This window comes from Streptomyces sp. NPDC048420, assembly GCF_040651535.1.
GTDB lineage: Bacteria > Actinomycetota > Actinomycetes > Streptomycetales > Streptomycetaceae > Streptomyces.
Genome location: NZ_JBEZKG010000013.1, coordinates 152,073 through 172,147 on the forward strand (window position 1 = coordinate 152,073; position 20,075 = coordinate 172,147).

A 20,075-nucleotide genomic window follows, 5' to 3' on the forward strand; every position below is an offset into this window, starting at 1 on the left:
GGACCCGATGATCGGAGACCGAACATGTCCCCCCAACCCCCCACTCACAGAACCGTGTTGGGCATGGCAGCCGCGACTGCGGCCGCCGTGCCCCTCGCACAGATCGCCACCCCGTCCCACGCAGCAGCGGCACCCGGCTGGGCGGTGCACCCCTTCCCCCTCGGCCAAGTCACCCTCGGCGAGGGCGTGTTCCGTCGCAAGCGCGACCTCATGCTCGACTACGCCCGCTCCTATCCGGCCGACCGCGTCCTGGCCGTCTTCCGGGCCAACGCCGGCCTGGACACGCGGGGCGCCCGGCCGCCCGGCGGTTGGGAGACCGCCGACGGCAACCTGCGCGGCCACTACGGCGGCCACTTCCTCTCGCTGATCGCCCAGGCGTACGCCGGCACCGGGGAAGCGGCCCTCAAGACCAAGCTCGACTACCTGGTCACCGCACTCGGCGAGTGTCAGCAGGCCTTCGCGGAGCACGGCTCGCCGAGGCCGAGCCATCCCGGCTACCTCGCAGCGTACCCGGAGACGCAGTTCATCCTGCTGGAGAGCTACACGACGTACCCCACCATCTGGGCGCCGTACTACACCTGCCACAAGATCATGCGCGGCCTGCTCGACGCCCACACGCTGGGTGGGAACCAGCAGGCGCTGCGGATCGCCTCGGCGATGGGGGACTGGGCGCACAGCCGTCTGTCCCGGCTGCCGAAGGCCCAGTTGGAGCGGATGTGGTCGATCTACATCGCGGGTGAGTACGGCGGTATGAACGAGGCACTGATCGACCTGTACGCGCTCACCGGACGGCCCGAACACCTCGCGGCCGCCCGCTGCTTCGACAACACCGCGCTGCTGGACGCCTGTTCCGAGGACCGGGACATACTCGACGGGCGGCACGCGAACCAGCACATCCCCCAATTCACCGGCTACGTCCGGCTGTTCGACCACACCGGTGACGCACGTTATGCCGCCGCGGCCCGCAACTTCTGGGGCATGGTCGCAGGGCCCCGCACCTACAGCCTGGGCGGCACAGGACAGGGCGAGATGTTCCGGGCCCGGAACGCCGTCGCGGCCACCCTGGGCGACAACAACGCCGAGACCTGCGCGACGTACAACATGCTCAAGCTGAGCCGTCAGCTGTTCTTCCGCGACCCGGACCCCAGGTACCCGGACTACTACGAGCGCGGCCTGACCAACCACATCCTCGCCTCCCGCCGGGACACTCCCAGCACGAGCAGCCCGGAGGTCACGTACTTCGTGGGCATGGGCCCGGGCGTGGTGCGCGAGTACGACAACACCGGGACGTGCTGCGGCGGCACCGGCATGGAGAACCACACCAAGTACCAGGACTCCATCTACTTCCGCTCCGCCGACGGCACCGCGCTGTACGTCAACCTGCACCTCGCCTCGACACTGCGCTGGCCGGAACGCGGGATCGTCGTCGAGCAGACGAGTGCCTATCCGCACGAGGGAGTCCGCACCCTGACCTTCCGCGAGGGCGGCGGCAGGCTGGACCTGAGACTCCGCGTCCCGTCCTGGGCCACGTCAGGCGTCACCGTCACGGTCAACGGCGTACGGCAGCGGGTCGGGGCCGTGCCCGGCAGCTATGTCACCCTCAACAGGGACTGGCGGGCCGGCGACAGGGTGGACCTCTCGACCCCCTACCGACTGCGCGTCGAGAGGGCGTTGGACGACCCGACGGTCCAGTCACTCTTCTACGGCCCGGTGCTGCTGGTGGCGCGGAGCCCGGCGCCGACCTTCCGCGAGTTCTCGTTCTACAAGAGCTTCGCCCTGCGCGGCGACCTCGCCGACGCGATCCGCCCCGAGGGCCGCCCGCTGCACTTCACCACGCACGGCCTGACCCTCGCCCCCTTCCACATCGCCGACGGCACCCGCTACCACGCCTACTTCAAGCGCTCCGAACCGGTCATCGTGTTCGGGGGGACCGACTCGGGCGTACCGAACCGGCCGCGTGGCGACGGGTTGACGTTCCTGGACGTGCTGTGGGGGCAGGCGCCGTTCGCGTCGTCGGGCGGGTTCGTGCAGGCGGTTCGGTCGCTGGCCGAAGTCTGGCTTGCTGCGGGGCTGTTGAGCACGACCGAACGCGACCGAGTGGTGACCGCCGCCCAGAACGCGAACCTCAGGCGCTGATGCCGTCGCCGTCGAGGTCGGTGCGCCGGCGCAGCACCCGCAGCTCATCGCCCTCGAACTCCACCTCGTACAGTTTCCCGCGCGCGTTCTCGAAGGGACGGTGAAGGATCATCATCAGCCGGCCGTCGAAGGCCCGGAACAGCATGCCGTGTCCGCTGTCGTCCCGGACCAGCGGTCGGCGCTGCTCCCAGGGGCCGGTCAGCTCACCGGACTTGGAGACGGCGTAGGTCTGCACATAACCGCCGCTGACGGTGCCGTCCGCCCCGGCCGTGTTCTTCTCGTACGTGGACCACAGCATCAGGAGGGCGCCGTCAGGGGTGCGGTACAGCTGGGGCCCGTCCGTGACGTAGGGCGCGAGCTGGTGCGGTACGCCCGCGGGGATCTGCTCACCGAGCCAGGACGCGTCCGAGCCCTTGAACAGGTAGACGGGATCCCCGACGGTGCCGGTCAGATCCGGAGTCAGCCGCACGGCCTCGATCGTCCCGTCGACGGTCTGCAGCCACTCGTGCGCGTACACCATCCAGGGCTGCCCGTCCGGATCGACGTACAGGGTGCCGTCGAGGGTCATGAGGTGCGCGGGCGGGGTGGGGCCGGCGGGGTCGACGACCGTGAAGGGCCCGAGCAACGAGTCGGCGACGGCGGTGACGGTGCCGCGCGCATGGTTGGGCAGTTGGAAGGGCGTGCCCCACCGCCCCGCGGGCGGCACCGGCAGCGGCGTGCCCTCGTCGTGCAGGGTGGTGAAGAGGTAGTACCTGCCGGCCCACGCATGCACCTCCGGCGCCCACCCGCCGTCCCGCGCCCACAGGCCCTCCTGCTCACCCACGCGGAACACCACGACGGGCCGCGACCAGTCCCGCAGGTCCCGGCTCCGGTACACCATCGTCCCGACACCCTCGACGCCCGAAACGGAGGGTTCGTTGGACGTGTACAGGTAGTAGGTCCGCGTCTCCTCGTCGGCGACGACGAACGGATCGTGCAAGGGCATGTCGGGCAGCCGGAGGGGCTCGGTGCAGGTCACGGCTGAACGATACGTCCGCGGGTGATCACTGGCACAGGTCAGAAGCGGACCGTCAGCTCCACCCTCACGTCATCCCCGCCGTAAGCCTGGCCTCGACCGGGATCACGCCCCAGCCGTACGTGGCCATGCGGGCGACCTCGCCGATGTCGGCGGACTCCTGGTCGGGGACCGGGACGAAGTAGTAGGGCGCCGGGCCGCGCCACTCGATCACCCGGCCGGTGAAGGTGAGTTGCATGAGGTCCACCCCGTCGACAGAAGGACGTCAGGAGACGTTGTAGCGCGCCGCGATGTCCGTCAGATATCCCCGCAGCAGGATCTTCGCCTCCTCCAGCAGGGCCGCGTCCCCCTTGGTGTCCCGGCGGAAGGCCTCCTGGGCGAGGGCGTCGGCGGCGAGCATGGCGGCGTGGCAGACGCGGGCGAGGGTCTCGTCGTCCTCGGCGAGGTCCAGCGCGAGCAGGACGCGGCGGATCCCGTCGGCCATCCGTCGCTTGTGCTCGCGGTCCGCGGCCCGGGTCCGCTCGGTCAGTCCGCTGCCGAACCACAGGGCGCGGAAGCCGTGTTCGGTGCGGTAGATCTCGGCGTACGCGTCGATGAGGACGCCGACCGGGTCCTCCCAGCGCTCGACGGAAGCGGCCTCGACGAGCGCGTCCATCGCCGCTTCCAGCTTCGCGAAGTAACCCGCCGCGAGGGCCTCGATGATCGCGCCGCGGTCGGGCAGATACTGGTACAGCGAGCCGACCGACACCCGCGCCTCGGACGCGATCCGGGTCGTGGTGAGCGACTCGACGCCCTCCTCGACCAGGATGCGCTCGGCGGCGTCCAGCACCCGCGCCAACCGGGCCCGGCTGCGGGCCTGTTGGGGAGTGCGGCGCAGGGAGGCGATCCAGGCAGCCGGGTCGGTCTGAGAGGTGGGTTCACTCACCAGACGACCTTCGCACACTCACGCGACAACCTCCGAACCTGAACGTGACTTTGTTTCACGTTTAGGTTAGCGTCGCGCGCATGACCGACTCAAGCCCGGTGCTGGGCGAGGAGCGGGCCGCCGTGGCGGACGCCTGCCGCCGTCTGGGGGCCGAAGGCCTGCTCATCGGTACGGCGGGCAACGTCAGCGTGCGCGTCGACGACCGCGTGGCGATCACCGCGACCGGCGCGGTCCTCGCCGAGCTGACCCCGGACCAGGTGACCGTCGTGGACCTCGACGGGGAGATCGTGGCCGGAGGCCTGCTGCCGACCTCCGAGCTGGACCTCCACCTCGGTGTCTACCGCCGCTACGGCACCACCGCCGTCGTGCACACCCACGCCCCGATGGCCACCGCGCTCTCCCTCGTCCTCGACGAACTGCCCTGTATCCACTACCAGTTGCTGGCTCTCGGCGGAACCGTCCGGGTAGCGCCGTACGCCACCTTCGGCACCCCGGACCTCGCCGAGTCGGTCCTCACCGCACTGGAGGGCCGGGGCGCCGCGCTCATGGCCAACCACGGCGCCGTCACCCACGCCCCGTCCCTCGACAAGGCGGTCGAGCACGCGCTCCTGCTCGAGTGGGCCTGCGGGGTGTACCAGCGCGCCGCGGCCCTCGGCACACCACGCGTCCTCGACGAACAGCAGCAGATCGCGGTGATCGAGGCCGCTCTCGCCCGTAACTACGGCACCATGCAATCCGCACAGGAGGGGAACAGATGAACGTCGTCACCATGGGCGTGCACGTGCTGGACGTACTGGTCCGGCCGGTCGAGGAGCTACCCGAGGGCCAGGGCGCGACCCTGGTCGAGGACATCCGCATGACCGCCGCCGGTACGGCCGCCGGCACCGCGCTCACCCTCGCAAAGCTGGGCGCCTCGGTGCGCACCGCCGGAGCGATCGGCACCGACCCGACGGGAGATCTCCTCACCCAGCTCCTCGAAAAGGCGGGCATCGACACCTCGTTGCTCGTCCGCCGCATCGACACCTCCACCTCCGCGACCGTCCTGCCCATCCGCCCCAACGGCGACCGCCCCACCCTCCACCTCCTCGGCGCCAACATCACCTACGGCCTCGACGACGTGCCCTGGGACGCCGTCGCCGCGGCGAGCCACCTGCACCTCGGCGGCCCCGAGCTGATCGGCGCCGAGGTCGCCGCACGCATCCTCGCGTACGCCAAGGAACACGGCGTGGTCACCTCGGTCGACCTCCTCGCCCCCGGTGAGCTCGGCACCTTCGACCAGATCGAACCGCTGCTGCCGTACATCGACTTCCTGCTCCCCAACGAGGACCAGGTCCTCGGCTTCAGCGAGGAACTGGACGTCGTCACCGGCGCGAAGAGGTTCGTGGCCGGCGGGGTGGGCCTGGTCGCGGTCACCCGGGGCGGCGACGGCGCCCTCCTGGTCACCGCGGAGGGCACGGAGACGGTCCCCGCCTTCGACGTCGAGGTCGTCGACACCACCGGCTGCGGCGACGCCTTCTCGGCGGGCTTCCTGAGAGGGATGAGCCTGGGCCGTACACCGCGCGAGGCGGCCGTACTCGGATGTGCGTCGGCCGCTCTGGTGGCGCAGGGGCTGGGCAGCGACCACGGGGAGTTCGACCTGGCGGAGGCCGACGAGTTCTCGATGACGAGCGGGACCCGCGCGTAGGGCGCACGCATACGTTGCGGTGTGCGAGGGGTGCGGAATGGGTGCGGGGCGATCGATGTTGCGGCAGCATCGAGTTCGTACCGCGCCACCGCACTCCTGGGAGTACCCGTGCCTCGCTCCGAAGCCCGCGTCGCCACCGACCGCCCGCACCGCTACGCCAAGCAGCTCGCCTCACACCTCGGCCGTCGGATTCGGACCAGCTGGGACGAGGACAGCGGTGAGGGCAGCCTGCTCTTCCCGAACGAAGGCAAGGGCTCCCTCACCGCCACCGAGGGTGCGCTGCTGCTGACGCTGGAGACGGAGTCCGAGCACCTCGAACTCTTGGAGAGCGTCGTCGGCAGCCACCTGGTCCGCTTCGGCGGCAAACTCGTCGTCGAGTGGACGCGGGACGGCGGCGCGCCCGGTACCACGCAGCGCACGGAGACCGACTGACCGGGACCTCAGATCACGCAGCCCACGTGGGCCAGCGCCTGCTTGAGCAGCACCCCGTGACCACCCGGCATCTCGCTCGCCACCGCCGGCGACAGGGCCTCCTGGGGGCTGAACCACACCAGGTCCAAGGCGTCCTGGCGGGGCCGGCAGTCGCCGGTCACCGGGACGACATAGGCGAGGGACACCGCGTGCTGGCGCGGGTCGTGGTACGGCGTGACCCCGTGGGTCGGGAAGTACTCCGCGACCGTGAACGGCTGGAGCGAGGACGGGATCCGGGGCAGGGCCACAGGTCCGAGGTCCTTCTCCAGGTGGCGCAGCAGGGCGTCCCTGACCCGCTCGTGGTGCAGAACGCGGCCGGAGACCAGCGTCCGGCTGACCGTTCCGTCGGGGCCGATGCGCAGCAGCAGGCCGACGCTGGTGACTTCGCCGCTGTCGTCGACGCGCACGGGCACGGCCTCGACGTACAGGATGGGCATCCGGGCGCGCGCCTGCTCGAGGTCGTCGGCGCTCAGCCAGCCGGGCGTGGTATCGGTCAAGTCAGACATTGTTGGATCATACTTTCCGGGGACGGCGGGCGCTCAGTCGCGCTCGCCTGGTGGGACGGGGGACGGGGCAGGAAGTCCGTAGAGGCGGCGGGCGTTGTCCCCGCCCGTCCAGGCTGCGATGCGCAACGCGTCCGGCAGGCTCAGCTCGTCGGCGTCCACCCGCTCCTGCAGCAGACCGGCCAGGCCGTGCCGGAAGGACAGCGCGCCGAGCAGATGGAACTCGGCCACTCCGTACGCGTCGGAGCTGTACAGCAGCTTGCGGAACGGCGTGATCTCCAGCGCCTCGGCCAGAATCGCCCGGGACCGCGCGGGGCCGACGTAGTGCAGGGTGAGGCCCACGTCCAGGTACACCTGCTCGAACACGGCGGCCAGATAGGCGGCCTGCCGCTGGTACGGCCAGCAGTGCAGCAGCAGGACCGGGATCGTGCCGGCGGTCAGGTGCAGCCAGTCGGTGAGGTGGGTCGGGTCCACGCGGTGCATCCGGATGTCGCTGTCGCCGAACCCGGTGTGCAGCTGGAGCGGCAGCCCCAGGTCCACGGCGGTCCACAGCAGATGCCGTACCAGCACCGGGTCGGCCAGTCGGCCCCCGCGGGCCAGCCAGTCGGCGGCGGCCCGGGCGACCTCCGCGTCCGAGGGGCGCGCCGGGTCCAGGTCGAAGCCGGTGCGATAGGCGGCGACCGACTTCACGGCCACCACGCCAGGACGCCCCACGGCCTCCAGGGCCGCCGCGCGGAACACGTCGGCGTACGCGCGCGGCTCCACACCCCGCGCCGCCACCGCCTCCGCGACCCCCTCCAGCCGTACGACCTCATACGCCGCCGCGCCGGCCGCCTCCGCCAGCTGTGCCGGGGTGCTGAGACGTTCCGCCGCGTACCCGGTGTCCACGCAGAACACGTCCGTGCCCGCGGCGGTCAGGAAGCGGCGGTTGACCTCCTGAGGGCCGAGTTCGCTGCGGCGGGCGAGATAGTCCTCGGGCGCCGCGTGCCGGGGCAGGTCAAGCAGGGGAGCGCAGTGGCGGCGGACCGCCACACCGACCGGGCTGTCGAAGGCGGAGATACCGGGCCATACCGCGCCTTCGGTGATCAGTGACTCGAAGCCGGGCCGGTCGAGGCCGTCGGTGACGACCCCGTGGCAGTGGTGGTCCACCAGCCGCACTGCGTCGAGAGCCTCCTGGACAGGGGGCGCGCTCATGCTCAGTACTTCCAGCGGTACGCCGCCGCGATCTGGTCGTCGTCCAGGTCCGCCACCGAGTCGACCTCGCCGAAGCGGACGGCGACCACGGCGTCGGCGAGGACCGGGCCCAGCGCGGCCCGCAGGCGTTCGTCGGCGCGGAACGCCCGGACCGCCTGGGAGAGGGAGGTCGGCAGTCGGCGTACGCCCGCGGCGGCCGCCTCGTCGGCGGCGAGCAGGGCCGGATCGCCGGTGATCTCCTTGGGCAGCGGGGTGGACGAGGTCAGGCCGTCGAGTCCTGCGGCGATCAGACCGGTGAAGGCGAGATACGGGTTCGCGGCCAGGTCGACCGGCTTGAGCTCCAGGTTCGCCGCGCGGTCGGTCAGGCCCGCCGTGCCGGTGACGATCCGGACGGCCGCCTCCCGGGTCTCCCGGCCCCACGCGGTGAACACCCCTGCCCACTGGGAGGGTTTGAGGCGCAGATAGCTGGCCGGGCTCGGCGCGGTCAGGGCCGTGAGGGCGTGCAGGTGCGCCAGGACACCGGCCACGAAGGACTCGGCCTCGGGCGTCATGCCGTACCGGCCCTTGCCACCGGAGTGCAGGTTCACGCCGTCGCGCCAGGCGGACAGGTGGAGGTGGCCGCCGTTGCCGACGCCCTCCGCGAAGACCGAGGGGGCGAACGAGACGACCAGCCCGTGCCGCTGGGCCACCGCCCGGATCGTGTGCCGTACGAGGACGCTGACGTCGGCCGCCGCCACCGGGTCCAGGGCGCTCGTGGAGATCTCGAACTGCCCGGCCGCGTACTCGGGATGGAGTTGCTCGACCTCGACGCCCTGCTCCGCGCAGGCCGCCAGCAGATCGGCCGTGTACTCACCGAGTTCGATCTGCCGGGTGGCGCCGTACGCCGGTCCCGACACCGCGGGCACGAAGTCGCCGTCGGCCGCCGGGCCCTCGCCCACCGCCCACTCGATCTCGACACCCGCCTTGAACGTGATGCCGTACCGCTCGGCGGCCTCGGTGACGATCCGCCTGAGGACCGTGCGGGAGCAGCCCGGGTGGCGCTCGCCCTCCTGTGTGATCCGGTCGACCGGCGCCCACGCCCAGCCCGGCTGCGCGGCCAGCGCCACGAGCCGGTCGAGGTCCGGGAAGAGGCGCAGATCGCCGTCGGGGGTGCCCAGGGTGTCGGTGGTGACGATGGAGTCGTTGGCCAGGAAGGTGTCGAACACCGGGGACATGCCCACGCCCCAGGCCGCGGCCGAGGGCAGCTTCGCCGTCGGGACCGTCTTCACCCGGCAGATGCCCGCGGTGTCGACGTAGGCCAGGACGACTCCGTGCACCCCCTTCTTATACAGATCGTCGCCGATCGCGGTGGCGCGGTCCACGTCACCGGGGCGGCCGCCGGGGACAGGGTCGGCAAGGGTGGTCATACGTCCTCCACGACGGGCTGGGCTGGTTCGGATCCCGCGTCAGGGTTTCACGGCCACCGCGCCGAACTGCGGTACCACGGTCGGGGAGTCGGACTCCGCGCGCCACTGCGAGCAGGAGACCAGGCCCGGTTCGAGGAGGTCGAGTCCCTCGAAGAACGCGGCGATGTCCTCGCCGCTGCGGGCCGTGATCGGCGGAGTGGCGTTCTCGTTCCAGAACTTCATGGCGGGGATCTGGCCCTCGCCGCCGAGCTCCGCGTCGAACGTGGGGTGCGTCAGGGCGAGATGGCTGCCCGCGGGCATCGCCGCCATGACCTCGCGGGCGATCCTGCGCGCTTCGTCGGTGTCGAGGACGAAGTTCAGGATGCCGAGCATCATCACCGCGACCGGCTTGGTGAAGTCCAGGGTCCGCGCGGCGCGTTCGAGGATGGTGGCCGGGTCGTGGACGTCGGCGTCGATGTAGTCGGTGACGCCCTCGGAGGTGCTGGTCAGCAGGGCGCGGGCGTGGACGAGGACGATCGGGTCGTTGTCGACGTAGACGATCCGCGCGTCGGGCGCGATGCGCTGGGCGATCTCGTGGGTGTTGTCCACCGTCGGCAGTCCGGTGCCGATGTCGAGGAACTGCCGGATGCCCCGCTCCTCGGCGAGGAAGCGCACCGAGCGGCCCAGGAACCAGCGGTCCGCGCGGGCGATCTCCCGGATGATCGGGAACATCCCGGCGACATGGTCGCCGACCCGCTGGTCGACCTGGTAGTTGTCCTTGCCGCCGATCCAGTAGTTCCACACGCGCGCGTTGTGCGCCACACCTGTGTTCAGCCTCGCCGACGCACCCGACGGGGTGTGGCTCTCGCTCACGACTGTGCTCCTTCTCGTGCCTGCGGCCGTCGCCGCCATTGTGCCGTCCGATGATCAGCTTGTCCCGGGAAACGGCTACCTGAACGCTCTGTTCGAGATGCTGCCGGATCTTCCGGCGGCGACACTTGCCGGGTACGGACCCGTTGGCGCGAGGAGTGCGCATGCTGCCCGGATTCCTCTCCAGGGCGGTCGAGTTGCTGCTCGGCCGGGAAGGACGCTCGCTCCATCTCAAGGCCGCGGGGGCGGCGACCGCCGTTCTCCTGGTGGTGATGCTCGCCGGTTCCTGGGCGGTGGTCGCCGCCGAGGACGGGGCGCGGGGCGCCAATCTCACCTCGTACCCGAAGGCGCTGTGGTGGTCGGTCGAGACGGCGACCACCGTCGGGTACGGCGACTTCTACCCCGTGACCTGGTGGGGCCGGGCCGTCGGCACCGTGGTCATGGTCGTCGGGATCACGACGTACGGCATGGTCACGGCGGCCCTCGCGACCTGGTTCGTGGCGCGGGAGCAGAAGCGCCGCCACCGCCTCCACCAGGTGGAGGCCGAGACCCTGCACGCCCTGCACGAGCGCTTCGACCGGCTGGAGGAGCTGCTGGGGGCGGCGCGGAAGAAGGGGTGACTCAACCCTCCGGCTGCGCCAGTCCGTGCTGCCAGGCCCAGGCCGCGATCTCCACCCGGTTCCGGGCGGCGAGTTTGAGCTGGACGCTGGAGAGGTGGGTCTTGACCGTGGAGAGGGAGACGTACAGTTCGGCGGCGATCTCGGCGTTCGTACGGCCGAGGGCGACCAGGCGGACCACGTCGAGCTCACGGTCGGTCAGGGGCTCGCCGCCCGGCGCAGGGCGGGCCGCGACGACGGGCTCCGGCTCCGCCGTGACATGCCGGAGCAGGCGCACGGTGACGGACGGGGAGACCAGCGAGTCACCGGCCGCGGCGGCCCGGACGGCCTCCGCGAGGAGGGTGGGCCCGGAGTCCTTCAGCAGGAATCCGCAGGCGCCGCCGCGCAGTGCGCCGTAGACGTACTCGTCGAGGTCGAAGGTGGTGACCACGACCACGCGCATGGGGTCGGCGACGTCGGGCCCCGCAAGGAGGCGCGTCGCCTCCAGGCCGTCCAGCTTCGGCATCCGGATGTCCAGCAGACACACGTCGGGCCGCACCTCCCGCGCCAGCCGCACTGCGGTCTCCCCGTCGGCGGCCTCGGCGACCACGGTCATGTCGGGCTGCGCGTCGAGGAAGAACCGGAATCCGGTACGGATCATGTCCTGGTCGTCGGCGATCAGCACGCGGATGGGGGAGGTCGGCGGGGTGGGGCTCGTCATGGGTCCGATCATGCCTCAGGGGGGTGCCTCGCAGGGGTGCGGAGGGTCGCGAGCGGAACGGGTTCCCGCGGCCCGTGACTCAGTCCGCCCTGCTCGCCGCGTCCTCCGTCACCCTCCGCAGCAACGGCCGGCTGCCGCCGATCGCCGCGAACATGGCCAGCGCGCCGACCGCCACGCACGCGGCCAGTTCCAGCGCGCCCGTGGCGTTGATCGAGGCGCCGACGGCCTTGTTGAGGCGGTAGGAGGCGTAGACGCCCATGGCGGTGGTGCCGCCGGCCAGCACGACGAGGGGGATGACCGTCTCGCGGACCCGGGCGCGGTCCAGCACCTTCAGGGGGGCGCCGGCGAGGCGCAGGAGGCCGTAGACGCGCCGTCGGTCCAGGACGCCCGCCGCGGCGGTGAGACCGGCCGACGCCGTCGCGACCAGGAAGCTCAGGGCCAGCGTCGCCGTGCTGACCTCGGCGAAGCGGCCGATGGCCGAGCGGTCGCCCGCGCTTGCGTAGTCCTGGGTGTACGGCAGCTGTCCCGGACTCGCGGACATGAGTGCGGTGACGGCGGTGTCGATCCGGGCCTGGCCACCGCCGGAGACGTGCGCGATTGCACCCGGAGTGCCGCTCAGCAGTCCGTCCCAGTCGTCCTCGCCGACCGTGCGGACGGTCGCGTCGACCTTGGCGGCACGCAGGAGCGTGCGTACCTCGGCGGCGTGCGCGCCCGCCACGGCCACCTGGTCCCGGTGCGCGGAACCGTCCACGCCCACCATGCTGACGGCGAAGAACCCCGCCGCGAACCCGGCAAGGACCAGACCGCTGACCGTCCGCCAGGCGCCCCGGGGGTCGTCGCTCAGCCGGCGGCCCGCCAGCAGCGTCGCCGGGCGGCGGGCGAAGCGGCTCACCAGTCGGCCCAGCCGGTCCACCACCCAGGGCCCGAACAGCCAGAACGCGCCGTAGAACAGCAGGAGCATGCCGATCACCTGCCGGGTCGACACCTGCCCGCCCCCGGTGGAACTCCAGACGTAGAGCAGTACCGCCACGAACAGCGCGAACCGGATCCAGCGGGTGCGCCGGGGATCGGCCTGCTGGGCGACGCCGAGGGGCGAGGTCGCGACCTGGCGCAGCATCGACACCGCGCTGACCGTGATGAGCCCGGTGACCGCGAGGACCACCGCCGCCAGCCAGGGCAGCCCGACCCACAGCTGATCGGTGTACCAGCCGCCGATGCCGTACGGGATCCCGGCGAGCAGGGGCAACAGCGCCACATACAGTGCCGCGCCCGTCAGGGCACCGGCCGCGCCGAGCGCCGCCGTCTCCAGCGCGGTCATCGCGATGATCTGCCGTGGCGTTGCCCCGGCCAGCCGCAGCGAGGCCAGCTGCTGCTCGCGGCGGGCTGCGCCCAGCCGCCCGGAGGCCGCGGCGAGGACCACCACGGGCATCACCAGCAGGGCCACCCCCAGCAGTGCCGTCGGCTGGTCGGCGTACGTGAACAGGCTCGGGCGGGTGCCGGAGAAACCGGTGATCTCGGCCCGCGCGGCCTGGTCGATGTCGTACACCGTGGCCCCCTCGGCCTTCGCGGACACCGCCGGATCGGTCGGGGCTCGTCCGACGACGGCCACCAGCTCGTCCGGCGAGGCGAGACCCGCGGCGCCGATCGTGCCGTACGACGACACCTTCGGGAAGCGGTCGGCGAGCTGGTCGGCGGGCAGTTCGTGCAGCAGCGAGGCCAGGGTGGGGGAGACGTACACCTGGCCCTGCTTCGGGAAGGTCTTCAGGCCGGGCGGGGCGAGGGTCTCGGGGCGCCCGGCGAGCCGGGCGAGGGAGACGACGGTGACGGGCTCGTGGCGTACGTACGTCGTCGCGAGCGTCTGGACCGCGGTGCCGTGTCTCACGGGTTCGGGGGTCCGCCAGGCGGTGCGGTCGGCGCGGGCGCCGGAGCCGAGGGCGGCGGCGAGCATCACCAGCAGGACGAACGCGCCGACGGCGGCCGCGCCGGCCGCGAGCAGCCGGCTCTGGAGCCCGCGGCGGCCGGAGGACCGGACCAGGTGCCAGGTCAGGGGCAGAACGGGGGAACGCATGTCATCTCCTGCCGCTCAGGTGACCGTGTACTGGCTGTGGCCGCTGATTCGGCCGTCGCGGACCTGCAGGACGCGGTCGCAGTGGGCGGCGACGTCCGCGTCGTGGGTGACCATGACCAGGGCGGCGCCCGAGTCGCGGGTGACGAACGTCAGCAGCCGGACCACCTCCGTGCTGGTGGCCTGGTCGAGGGCGCCGGTCGGCTCGTCGGCGAAGACCACGTCCGGCTCGACGGCCAGGGCGCGGGCGATCGCCACCCGCTGGGCCTGACCGCCGGAGAGCAGGCCGGGCCTGCGGTGCGCGAGGCCGTCAAGGCCCAGCGGTGCGAACCAGCGGCGGGCCCGCTCGACGGCCTGCCTGCGGGGCATGCCCTCCAGCATCAGCGGCAGGGCCACGTTCTCCTCGGCGGGCAGCTCGGGGAGCAACTGCCCCGACTGGAAGACGAACCCGAAGCGCTTACGGCGCAGTGCGCTCAGCCGGTTCTCGCCGAACCGGTCGATGCGCCCCCAGCCTTCGGCCGGGGGGACCCCCATCTCGCTTCGCTCGCCGCGCAGCAGCACCTCACCGCCGTCCGGGCGGACGATCCCGGCGAGCGTGTGCAGCAGGGTCGACTTGCCCGAACCGGACGGACCCATGATCGCCAGCGACTCGCGCTCGCGGACCTCGACGTCCACCCCGGCCAGGGCGGTGGTGGAGCCGTACTTCTTGACGAGGCCGTAACCGGCCAGAACGGTGTGCATGATGTGAGCCGGTCCTCTGCTAGCGGTCGAACTTCCAGGTGACGGACGTGGCCGAGGCCTTGACCACGCTGACGGGGATGTCGACGGTCCCGCCGCCGCTCTTCTTGCCGGTGCAGGTGAGGGTGGCTCCGGCGACGGCCTTGAGCCCGCTGGGGCAGCTGACGTCCGAGAGCTTCACCCCTGTCCAGGGCAGCGGGTGGTACTTGCTCTGCGTGCGGCCCTCGACGACGTACGCGGCGAGCGCCTTGTGGCCGCCGACGGACGCCGTGCTCCGCGTGTCCAGCGCGGTGGTCGACTCGGTGCCGGCCAGGAAGTGGGTGCCGAGCCCGAAGACGACGGCCGCGCCGGCCAGTCCGCCGACGGCGGTGACGAGGTACTTGCGCTGCATCACGTACTCCTGAGGACAGGGGGAGCAGGCGCCTCCCCGGTGAAGTGGCTCCACCCTCGCCCGCGGGCCCGGGCGCCCGCCTCGGCCGAACGGCCACCGACTCGGGGCCCGGCACGGCCACGCCTCGACCATTCGGCCGATCCCGGCGCCGTCACCCGCGCATACGGTGATCGGCATGAAGTCAGTCACCGCCCGGGGCTGCGTAGCGGGTGCAGGCATCGGTGCCCTCGTCGCGGCGGCCGTCGTCGATCTCCTCGCCACGGGCGTCGACCGGGACATCGGCCTGCCGCAGACGGCCGTGCTGCTGCTCGGCGCCGCCGCCGTCCTGTGGCCGGCCCACCGACGCCCGGCCTGGCTCACCCCCCAACTGCGCACCGCCGTACCGGCCGTGGCCTCCCTGCTGTGCACGCTCGACTCGGTGCTGCGCTCCAGTGCCCTGTTCGGACCGGGCGAGCCGGCGATCCTGCTGTGCCTGCTGTTCGTCGCCGTACGGCACTGTCCGCGCACCTCGGTGGTGGCGTGCGCGTCGCTCGACGGGGCCGCCCTGCTCGCGCTGCCGGTGCGACTGTTCCTCGACGACGGCGACTTCCTGCTGTCGTACATGGTGATCGGGCTCGTCCTGATCGGACTGACCGTGGCGTTCGCTGCGTATCTGCGCTCGCAGGACTACCGGCGAACCGTCGCCGTGAGCGAGACCCGGCGCTCCGAACGCCTCGCCATCGCCGCCGACCTGCACGACTTCGTCGCCCACCATGTCACCGGGATCCTGGTGCAGACCCAGGTGGCCCGCATGATGGCGGAGTCCGACTCCGACGACCTCGATCCCGTCCTCGCCGGCATCGAGCGCGCCGCGACCGAGGCGCTCGCCTCGATGCGCCGCACGGTCGGCGTCCTGCGCGACACCGAGGACGCCGCCGACCGCCGCCCGGTGGGAGACCTCGCGGCCGTCGCCGGGCTGGTCGACGGCTTCTCGAGCCCCGTCCAGAAGGCCACCCTGCACCGCGAACCCACCGTGCCCGACGACCTCCCGCACGAGGTCCAGGCGGCGGCCTTCCGGGTGGTGCAGGAGGCCCTGACCAACGTACGGCGGCACGCGGGCGACGCCACCGAGGTCACCGTCCGGCTGGGGTACCGGCAGGCGCGTCTGGAGGTGACCGTGTCCGACGACGGGCGCGGCGGCAGCCAGTTGCCGGCGGCGGCCCACGGGGGCGGCTTCGGGCTCGTCGGTCTGAAGGAGCGGGTGACGGCACTGGGCGGGGAACTCCACGCCGGGCCGCGGGACCGGTACGGGTGGGAGGTGCGAGCGGTCTTTCCCGGCTGATGCGGCTGGTCTTCCGGGGCCGGGGACCCGGGATGTTCAATGGGGCTGCACACGAGAGGAGCCCGACCGTGTCCCCTGCCCCCGTGCCGTCCGTCGGCGCGCGCATCCGGCAGGCGCGTCTGGAGCGCGGCCTGAGCCTGCGCGCACTGGCCCGTGAGGTCGGCGTCTCCGCGAGCCTGGTCTCCCAGATCGAGACCGGCAAGAGCCAGCCGTCGGTGAGCACCCTGTACGCCATCACCACGGCTCTCGGCATATCCCTCGAAGCCCTCTTCGAGGTGCCGGAGACGGCTGTGGCGGCGCATTCGGCCACGGTCGTACACGCCCTGGCCGCCTTCGCGGCCGACCCCGGCCGGCGCATAGGACCCCTGGTCACCCCCGGTGAGCGGGAGGTGCTGGAACTGGACTCCGGCGTGGTGTGGGAGCGGCTCGGGCACGTCCCCGGCACGGACGTCGACTTCCTGCTCGTCACCTACCGGCCCGGCGGCTCCTCCTCGACCTCGGGCGGCCTGATGCGGCACCCCGGCACCGAGTACGGCTGGCTGACCTCGGGCGAACTCGTCCTCACCCTCGGCTTCGGCGAACAGGTCCTGCGCCCCGGCGACGCCGTCTGCTTCGAGTCCACGACCCCCCACCGCTACCGCAACGACGGCGACGAGCCGGCCGTGGGTGTCTGGTTCGTCGCCGGCCGAGCCGGCCAAAGTGTTCAGTGACACTTGACACCCCTCGCGGTCGGTCGTTGACTCGATGGTGGGGGTGGTCGCGATGGCGATCCGCACATACGGCCCCAATGCCGTCGACTGGGAAGAGCGCGTCGACCTGGACCGGCTGCGCCGACAGCGCCTGGCCCGGCTCCACGACACGCTCAACCGCTCCGAACTGGGCGCCGTGCTCAGCTTCGACTTCGCCAACATCCGCTACATGACCGCCACGCACATCGGCACCTGGGCGATGGACAAGCTGATCCGCTTCGCCCTGCTGGTCCGCGGCGGCGAACCGATCGTCTGGGACTTCGGCTCAGCGGCCCGCCACCACCAGCTCTACAACCCGTGGCTCGACTACAGCGACGGCAAGGAGGGTCCGCCCACCGGGGCCCGCGCCGGCATCTCCACCCTGCGCGGTGCCTTCCACCCGGACGCCGGGATCGCCGAGGACGTCGCCGCGAAGATCGCCGCCGAACTCCGCGCCCACGGCCTGGCCGGCGAACCGCTCGGCATCGACGTGGCCGAGATGCCCGTCCTCGCCGCCCTGCGCGCCGAGGGCATCGACGTGGTCGACGGCCAGCAGGTCTTCCTGGAGGCCCGCCGCATCAAGACCGGCGACGAGATCTCCCTGCTCGCCCAGGCCTGCGCGATGGTCGACGCGGCCTACGAGGAGCTCTACGGCTACCTCCGCCCCGGAGTCCGCGAGAACGAGTGCGTCGGACTCGTCAGCAAGGTCCTGTACGACCTCGGCAGCGAGTACGTCGAAGGTGTCAACGCCATCTCCGGCGAACGCTGTTCACCCCACCCGCACGTCTACAGCGACCGCCTGATCCGCCCCGGCGACCCCGCGTTCTTCGACATCCTGCACAGCCATCTCGGCTACCGCACCTGCTACTACCGCACCTTCGCCGTCGGCAGCGCCTCCCGTGCCCAGCGCGACGCCTACGTCCGCTGCCGGGAGTACATGGACGAGGCGATCTCCCTGGTGCGGCCGGGCGCGACGACCGCCGACATCGTCCAAGTGTGGCCGCGCGCCGAGGAGTTCGGCTTCGCCGACGAGACCGCCGCCTTCGCCCTCCAGTACGGCCACGGGGTGGGCCTGTCGATCTGGGAGAAGCCCATCTTCAGCCGACTGGTCTCCCTGGACCACCCCGAAGTCCTCGAAGAGGGCATGGTGTTCGCCCTGGAGACCTACTGGCCCGCCGCCGACGGCTGGTCCGCCGCCCGGATCGAGGAGGAACTGGTCGTCACCGCCGACGGCTGCGAGGTCATCACCAAGTTCCCCGCCGAGGAACTGCTGGTGGCGGGCCGCAAGTACTGGACGGTCGGCGGCGAACTGAACACTGCGCGCGAGGCGCAGTCCCACCTGAACACGGGGACCGCGGACGGACACCGGGGGACCGGCGATGGACACCGCTGAACTCCTCACCCGGTACGAGCAGATGGCCCTCATCCGCCGCACCGAGAAAGCCGCCCACGACCTGTTCCTCCAGGGGCTGGTCAAGGGCACCACCCACCTCGCCTCAGGGCACGAGGCCATCGCCGTCGGCGCGAGCGCGGCCCTGCGCGAGGACGACTACGTGTTCGCCACCTACCGCGGCCACCACCACGCGATGGCCCGCGGCGCCACCCCCGAGGAGTGCCTCGCCGAACTCATGAGCAGGGCCACGGGGTTGTGCGGGGCCAAGGGCGGCTCCATGCACCTCACCAAGGCCGCGAACAACATGCTCGGCTCCTACGCCATCGTCGGCGCCCACCTCCCGATGGCGGTCGGCGCAGCCTGGTCGGCGAAACTGCGCGGCACCGGACAGCTCGCGGTCGCGTTCTTCGGCGACGGCGCCACCAACATCGGCGCCTTCCACGAGGCGTTGAACCTGGCCGCCGTATGGAAGCTGCCCGTGCTCTTCGTCTGCGAGAACAACCTGTACATGGAGTACACGCCGATCGCCGACGTCACCGCGGTGCCCCGGCCCGCCGCCGACCGGGCGCCCGCCTACGGCATCCCCGGCGAGGTCGTCGACGGCAACGACGTCGTCTCCGTCCAGGAGGCGGTGGCACGGCTGGCGCGGCGGGCCCGGGCCGGAGACGGGCCCGCCGTGCTGGAGGCCGAGACCTACCGCCACTTCGGGCACAGCCGGTCCGACCCGGCGACCTACCGCCCGGCCGAGGAGGTCGAACGCTGGCTCAAGCACGACCCGTTGGACCTCGCGCGGGGCCGGCTGGCGGAGGCCGGGGTGCCCGAGGAGACGGTCACCGAGGCCGACGAGCGGGCCCGTGATGTCGTACAACGGGCCGTGGACGCGGCGAAGAACGCGCCGCCGCCCGATCCACGCGAGGCGTTCACCGACGTCTGGGCCGACGGAGGTGCCGCATGGCGGACGTGATCACCTATCGGGAGGCCGTGGCCGAGGGCATCGCGCGGGAGATGCGGCGCGATCCGTCCGTCGTGTGCCTCGGGGAGGACATCGGCGAGGCAGGCGGGGTGTTCAAGACGACCGTCGGGCTGTTCAAGGAGTTCGGGCCCGAGCGGGTGTGGGACACGCCGATCTCCGAACAGGCCATCGTGGGCGCGGCGATGGGCGCCGCGATGACCGGGATGCGGCCGGTCGCGGAGATCATGTTCTCGGACTTTCTGGCCTGTTGTTGGGACTACCTCGCCAACGAGATACCCAAGGTGCGTTACATGACGGGCGGTCAGGTCACCGTGCCCCTCGTCGTTCGCACCGCCAACGGCGGCGGGCTCGGTTTCGGCGCCCAGCACTCCCAGGCCACGGAGAACTGGGCGCTGACCGTGCCCGGGCTGAAGATCGCGGCACCCGCCACCCCCGCCGACGTCACCGGCATGATGGCGGCGGCGATCCGCAGCGACGACCCGGTCGTCTTCTTCGAGCACAAGGGGCTGTTCGCCACCAAGGGCCCGCCCGCACCGCCGGACCACGTCGTCGAACTGGGCAGGGCGGCCGTCGTGCGCGAGGGCGCCGACGTGACCCTGGTGGCGCTCGCCTCGATGGTGCCGGTCGCCCTGAAGGCCGCCGCGCTGCTCGCCGAGGAGGACATCGACGTCGAGGTCGTCGACCTGCGCACGCTCGTGCCGCTCGACATGGCCACCGTCCTCGCCTCGCTCGGCCGGACCTCCCGGCTGGTCACCGTCGAGGAGAACCCGTACCAGGGCGGCTGGGGCGCGACCCTCGTGTCCGTCGTCGCCGACGAGGGGTTCGGTCTGCTGGACGCGCCGCTGCGGCGGGTGGCGGGGGAGTGCGTGCCGCTGCCCTTCGCGGACGCGCTGGAGGAACAGGTCATCCCCACCGTCGACAAGGTCGTGGCGGCCGTCAGGAGCCTGGCCGCGTACTGAACACCCC

At 71.9% G+C, this 20,075-nt stretch carries 20 protein-coding genes and 1 pseudogene; 10 read left to right on the top strand and 11 right to left on the bottom strand.

The window, feature by feature from the left end; all coding sequences use genetic code 11:
* The first annotated feature begins 63 nt into the window (after positions 1-63).
* Positions 64-2,136: a beta-L-arabinofuranosidase domain-containing protein gene (locus tag AB0D34_RS25495; RefSeq protein ID WP_362665100.1), complete on the top strand. Its 2,073-nt coding sequence runs from the start codon at positions 64-66 to the stop codon at positions 2,134-2,136.
* Here AB0D34_RS25495 and AB0D34_RS25500 read toward each other — a convergent pair.
* The 3 genes and pseudogenes from AB0D34_RS25500 to AB0D34_RS25510 form a co-directional block, all read right to left on the bottom strand.
* Positions 2,126-3,121 (bottom strand): glycoside hydrolase family 43 protein, encoded by a 996-nt coding sequence (locus AB0D34_RS25500; RefSeq protein ID WP_362665435.1) that lies wholly within the window; start codon positions 3,119-3,121, stop codon positions 2,126-2,128. The genes AB0D34_RS25495 and AB0D34_RS25500 overlap by 11 nt on opposite strands.
* 115 nt (positions 3,122-3,236) lie before the next feature.
* Positions 3,237-3,389, bottom strand: a pseudogene (locus AB0D34_RS25505) (DUF1905 domain-containing protein); the annotation flags it as partial.
* A gap of 27 nt (positions 3,390-3,416) precedes the next feature.
* Complete coding sequence (locus AB0D34_RS25510; protein WP_362665102.1) at positions 3,417-4,076, bottom strand: TetR/AcrR family transcriptional regulator; 660 nt, start codon at positions 4,074-4,076, stop codon at positions 3,417-3,419.
* Between the two features lie 80 nt (positions 4,077-4,156).
* On the opposite strand from AB0D34_RS25510, the gene AB0D34_RS25515 reads away from it, so the two are divergent.
* From AB0D34_RS25515 to AB0D34_RS25525, 3 genes are all read left to right on the top strand, one after another.
* The gene (locus AB0D34_RS25515) at positions 4,157-4,834 is read left to right on the top strand and encodes a class II aldolase/adducin family protein (protein WP_362665104.1); all 678 of its coding nucleotides are present in this window, start codon (positions 4,157-4,159) and stop codon (positions 4,832-4,834) included.
* Positions 4,831-5,760 carry a carbohydrate kinase family protein gene (locus tag AB0D34_RS25520; protein ID WP_362665106.1) on the top strand — a complete coding sequence of 310 codons (930 nt, stop codon included), beginning with the start codon at positions 4,831-4,833 and terminating at the stop codon, positions 5,758-5,760. The genes AB0D34_RS25515 and AB0D34_RS25520 overlap by 4 nt, the downstream gene beginning before the upstream one ends.
* Positions 5,761-5,868: 108 nt before the next feature.
* Complete coding sequence (locus AB0D34_RS25525) at positions 5,869-6,192, top strand: DUF2218 domain-containing protein (protein ID WP_362665108.1); 324 nt, start codon at positions 5,869-5,871, stop codon at positions 6,190-6,192.
* 8 nt (positions 6,193-6,200) lie between these two features.
* Here AB0D34_RS25525 and AB0D34_RS25530 read toward each other — a convergent pair whose 3' ends face one another.
* Genes AB0D34_RS25530 through AB0D34_RS25545 form a run of 4 tightly spaced genes read right to left on the bottom strand, consistent with a single transcriptional unit; the run spans position 6,201 to position 10,186 of the window.
* Complete coding sequence (locus AB0D34_RS25530; protein WP_362665110.1) at positions 6,201-6,737, bottom strand: NUDIX hydrolase family protein; 537 nt, start codon at positions 6,735-6,737, stop codon at positions 6,201-6,203.
* Between the two features lie 33 nt (positions 6,738-6,770).
* Positions 6,771-7,928, bottom strand: a complete 1,158-nt coding sequence (locus tag AB0D34_RS25535) for an amidohydrolase family protein (protein WP_362665112.1) — start codon at positions 7,926-7,928, stop codon at positions 6,771-6,773.
* Between the two features lie 2 nt (positions 7,929-7,930).
* Positions 7,931-9,334, bottom strand: a complete 1,404-nt coding sequence (locus AB0D34_RS25540) for a glutamine synthetase family protein (RefSeq protein WP_362665114.1) — start codon at positions 9,332-9,334, stop codon at positions 7,931-7,933.
* A 39-nt stretch (positions 9,335-9,373) separates the two neighbouring features.
* Entirely contained in the window at positions 9,374-10,186 is an 813-nt protein-coding gene (locus AB0D34_RS25545; RefSeq protein ID WP_362665116.1) for an SAM-dependent methyltransferase, read from the bottom strand.
* Positions 10,187-10,347: 161 nt separating this feature from the next.
* On the opposite strand from AB0D34_RS25545, the gene AB0D34_RS25550 reads away from it, so the two are divergent.
* Positions 10,348-10,803, top strand: a complete 456-nt coding sequence (locus AB0D34_RS25550) for a potassium channel family protein (RefSeq protein WP_362665118.1) — start codon at positions 10,348-10,350, stop codon at positions 10,801-10,803.
* Position 10,804: 1 nt separating this feature from the next.
* Here the strand turns inward: AB0D34_RS25550 and AB0D34_RS25555 are convergent, their stop codons facing one another.
* The 4 genes from AB0D34_RS25555 to AB0D34_RS25570 all read right to left on the bottom strand — a co-directional run bounded on the left by AB0D34_RS25555 (position 10,805) and on the right by AB0D34_RS25570 (position 14,694).
* Positions 10,805-11,500, bottom strand: coding sequence for a response regulator transcription factor (locus AB0D34_RS25555; protein ID WP_362665120.1), 696 nt, complete (start codon positions 11,498-11,500; stop codon positions 10,805-10,807).
* A 79-nt stretch (positions 11,501-11,579) separates the two neighbouring features.
* A complete protein-coding gene (locus AB0D34_RS25560) occupies positions 11,580-13,568 on the bottom strand; it encodes an FtsX-like permease family protein (protein WP_362665122.1) in 1,989 nt (662 codons plus the stop codon).
* Between the two features lie 15 nt (positions 13,569-13,583).
* Positions 13,584-14,306, bottom strand: a complete 723-nt coding sequence (locus AB0D34_RS25565) for an ABC transporter ATP-binding protein (RefSeq protein ID WP_362665124.1) — start codon at positions 14,304-14,306, stop codon at positions 13,584-13,586.
* A 19-nt stretch (positions 14,307-14,325) separates the two neighbouring features.
* On the bottom strand, positions 14,326-14,694 hold the full coding sequence (locus tag AB0D34_RS25570) for a DUF4333 domain-containing protein (protein WP_362665126.1): 369 nt from the start codon (positions 14,692-14,694) through the stop codon (positions 14,326-14,328).
* 175 nt (positions 14,695-14,869) lie between these two features.
* Between AB0D34_RS25570 and AB0D34_RS25575 the strand changes: the two genes are divergently transcribed.
* The 5 genes from AB0D34_RS25575 (at position 14,870) to AB0D34_RS25595 (ending at position 20,068) form a co-directional block, all read left to right on the top strand.
* Positions 14,870-16,015: a sensor histidine kinase gene (locus tag AB0D34_RS25575; protein ID WP_362665128.1), complete on the top strand. Its 1,146-nt coding sequence runs from the start codon at positions 14,870-14,872 to the stop codon at positions 16,013-16,015.
* Positions 16,016-16,083: 68 nt separating this feature from the next.
* On the top strand, positions 16,084-16,725 hold the full coding sequence (locus tag AB0D34_RS25580) for an XRE family transcriptional regulator (RefSeq protein ID WP_362665130.1): 642 nt from the start codon (positions 16,084-16,086) through the stop codon (positions 16,723-16,725).
* Between the two features lie 52 nt (positions 16,726-16,777).
* Positions 16,778-18,136: a M24 family metallopeptidase gene (locus AB0D34_RS25585; protein WP_362665132.1), complete on the top strand. Its 1,359-nt coding sequence runs from the start codon at positions 16,778-16,780 to the stop codon at positions 18,134-18,136.
* Positions 18,123-19,100 (top strand): thiamine pyrophosphate-dependent dehydrogenase E1 component subunit alpha, encoded by a 978-nt coding sequence (locus tag AB0D34_RS25590; protein ID WP_362665134.1) that lies wholly within the window; start codon positions 18,123-18,125, stop codon positions 19,098-19,100. Before AB0D34_RS25585 ends, AB0D34_RS25590 begins: the two co-directional genes overlap by 14 nt.
* On the top strand, positions 19,088-20,068 hold the full coding sequence (locus AB0D34_RS25595; protein ID WP_362665135.1) for an alpha-ketoacid dehydrogenase subunit beta: 981 nt from the start codon (positions 19,088-19,090) through the stop codon (positions 20,066-20,068). Before AB0D34_RS25590 ends, AB0D34_RS25595 begins: the two co-directional genes overlap by 13 nt.
* The last annotated feature ends 7 nt before the right edge of the window (positions 20,069-20,075 follow it).

What these genes read in the sequence shown, in the direction of transcription:
- AB0D34_RS25495 (WP_362665100.1), top strand. Translation starts at nt 64, where the DNA reads ATGGCAGCCGCGACTGCGGCCGCCGTGCCCCTCGCACAGATCGCCACC.
- AB0D34_RS25500 (WP_362665435.1), bottom strand. Translation starts at nt 3,121, where the DNA reads ATGCCCTTGCACGATCCGTTCGTCGTCGCCGACGAGGAGACGCGGACC.
- AB0D34_RS25515 (WP_362665104.1), top strand. Translation starts at nt 4,157, where the DNA reads ATGACCGACTCAAGCCCGGTGCTGGGCGAGGAGCGGGCCGCCGTGGCG.
- AB0D34_RS25520 (WP_362665106.1), top strand. Translation starts at nt 4,831, where the DNA reads ATGAACGTCGTCACCATGGGCGTGCACGTGCTGGACGTACTGGTCCGG.
- AB0D34_RS25530 (WP_362665110.1), bottom strand. Translation starts at nt 6,737, where the DNA reads ATGTCTGACTTGACCGATACCACGCCCGGCTGGCTGAGCGCCGACGAC.
- AB0D34_RS25535 (WP_362665112.1), bottom strand. Translation starts at nt 7,928, where the DNA reads ATGAGCGCGCCCCCTGTCCAGGAGGCTCTCGACGCAGTGCGGCTGGTG.
- AB0D34_RS25540 (WP_362665114.1), bottom strand. Translation starts at nt 9,334, where the DNA reads ATGACCACCCTTGCCGACCCTGTCCCCGGCGGCCGCCCCGGTGACGTG.
- AB0D34_RS25550 (WP_362665118.1), top strand. Translation starts at nt 10,348, where the DNA reads ATGCTGCCCGGATTCCTCTCCAGGGCGGTCGAGTTGCTGCTCGGCCGG.
- AB0D34_RS25555 (WP_362665120.1), bottom strand. Translation starts at nt 11,500, where the DNA reads ATGACGAGCCCCACCCCGCCGACCTCCCCCATCCGCGTGCTGATCGCC.
- AB0D34_RS25560 (WP_362665122.1), bottom strand. Translation starts at nt 13,568, where the DNA reads ATGCGTTCCCCCGTTCTGCCCCTGACCTGGCACCTGGTCCGGTCCTCC.
- AB0D34_RS25565 (WP_362665124.1), bottom strand. Translation starts at nt 14,306, where the DNA reads ATGCACACCGTTCTGGCCGGTTACGGCCTCGTCAAGAAGTACGGCTCC.
- AB0D34_RS25570 (WP_362665126.1), bottom strand. Translation starts at nt 14,694, where the DNA reads ATGCAGCGCAAGTACCTCGTCACCGCCGTCGGCGGACTGGCCGGCGCG.
- AB0D34_RS25575 (WP_362665128.1), top strand. Translation starts at nt 14,870, where the DNA reads ATGAAGTCAGTCACCGCCCGGGGCTGCGTAGCGGGTGCAGGCATCGGT.
- AB0D34_RS25585 (WP_362665132.1), top strand. Translation starts at nt 16,778, where the DNA reads ATGGCGATCCGCACATACGGCCCCAATGCCGTCGACTGGGAAGAGCGC.
- AB0D34_RS25590 (WP_362665134.1), top strand. Translation starts at nt 18,123, where the DNA reads ATGGACACCGCTGAACTCCTCACCCGGTACGAGCAGATGGCCCTCATC.
- AB0D34_RS25595 (WP_362665135.1), top strand. Translation starts at nt 19,088, where the DNA reads ATGGCGGACGTGATCACCTATCGGGAGGCCGTGGCCGAGGGCATCGCG.